We start from the raw sequence: 1,595 nt of genomic DNA, 5'->3' as shown, positions 1-1,595 counted from the left end.
TTTCAGAATCCGCTTACACATACGGATTTCACCAATTTCACCTAATTTATATCGTTTCAATTCCATATTCAAACCTTTCCTAGATCCTTCGACTCCGTTACACTCCGCTCAGGATGACACCCCGAGTTACCTTCTACCAGCTTTTTTCCACAAATATCTCGCCCTTGCGATTTCCATCTTGCTATAACCATATAAAGAAATCGGTGCGTCGGTCACACCCATTGCATCTAACTCTGCTTGAGCTTCTTTCCGTTCCATTTCAGCCATTTCTTTTTTAGCCAATTCTTCTTTTTCCGCTTCGTATTTCCGTTGCTTTTTTAAAATGACAAAAGGAACTATAATTGCACCGATTGCACCAACCGCAGCAATCAATGAAATCAAGCCAGAGTAATTATTCAATATTTCCATTTACCTTCGCCTTTTAGATCCTTCGACTTCACTTCGTTTCGCTCAGGATGACACTGCTTCTAAAGGAGATTCCCGCCTTCGCGGGAATGACACCATAATCCGAGCGGCATCAACTAATCCCCGAATGACAATGATGCTAGTTGTTTCTGTATTTCCTTCTCGAGTTTGTGGCTTTCGGCGAACATGGCGGCGAGTTCTTCGGTGTCGGCTTTCATCTGGGCGTTGAATTCGTCGGCGGTGATATCCACGTAGTCTATCTTGATGTCGAAATACTGGCCGGCGCTAAGGCTGTAGCCTTTTTCCTTGACTTCGCTGTAGGTCACGACCACGCTGAAGTCTTCGACGGCTTTGGCCTTGCGGAAGGTAGTCACGATTTTCTCGATTTCGTCGTCTTCGAGACGGACTTTCTTGAGGCCGTTCGCGTCCTTGTATTCCTTGCCGAGTTTGCTTGCGTCAACGAGGGTGACTTTGTCGCTGTCGGTCTTTTTGCGGGTCTTGTCGAAAAAGAGCACGCTCACGTTGGTGCCGGTGTTCGCGAATACGTTGCTCGGCATGCTGACTACGCCATAGACGATGTGTTCGTCAACGATGCGTTCGAGGATTTTGTGCTCGATGCCGGATTTCGCGGTGATGAACCCGGTGGGGATAACGATGGCACCCTTGCCGCCTGCCTTGATGCTGTTCACCACGTGCTGGATAAAGCAGGTGTAGATGGCCATGCTCTCCTTTTTCTTGTTCGGGACTTTAGGCACGCCTGCCCAGAATCGGGCGTTCCATTTCTTTTCGATGTCGTCGCGGGTGTCGCTGAAGTCCATCTTGAACGGCGGATTGCTCACAACGTAATCGAACTGTTTGAGGCTCTTGCCGTCGTCGCTCTTGTGGTAGGGTTCCAAGAGGGTGTCTCCCTGCACGGCATGATCCAGGCTCGATACGAGTCCGTTCAAGAGCAGGTTTAGCTTGAGCATCTTGTTACTGCGCTGCGAGATGTCTTGCGCAAAGATGGTGCAGCGGTCTTCGCCAATCTGGTGACTGAGTGCCATGAGCAATGTGCCGGTGCCTGCGCTGGGGTCGTAACATTCTACGTTGTGCAAGTCGGCGTTGTCGCCCACCAAGAGGCGCGCCATAATTTTTGCGATGGCCTTGGGCGTGTAATATTCGGCGTACTTGCCGCCGCCTGCGGTGTTGTA

Annotated in this window: 2 protein-coding genes; both read right to left on the bottom strand. The window is 50.1% G+C overall.

The features are described 5' to 3' along the window. Positions 1-126 precede the first annotated feature (126 nt). A complete protein-coding gene (locus tag IKG78_RS18935; RefSeq protein ID WP_290946577.1) occupies positions 127-408 on the bottom strand; it encodes a hypothetical protein in 282 nt (93 codons plus the stop codon). A 113-nt stretch (positions 409-521) separates the two neighbouring features. Next, positions 522-1,595: class I SAM-dependent DNA methyltransferase (locus tag IKG78_RS18930; RefSeq protein WP_290946575.1), on the bottom strand; the 1,074-nt coding region annotated here is incomplete at its 5' end.

It is taken from the genome of Fibrobacter sp. (genome assembly GCF_017545445.1).
GTDB lineage: Bacteria > Fibrobacterota > Fibrobacteria > Fibrobacterales > Fibrobacteraceae > Fibrobacter.
Note: the sequence above shows the minus strand (reverse complement) of the source record. Positions and strands in the feature narration are given on the sequence as shown.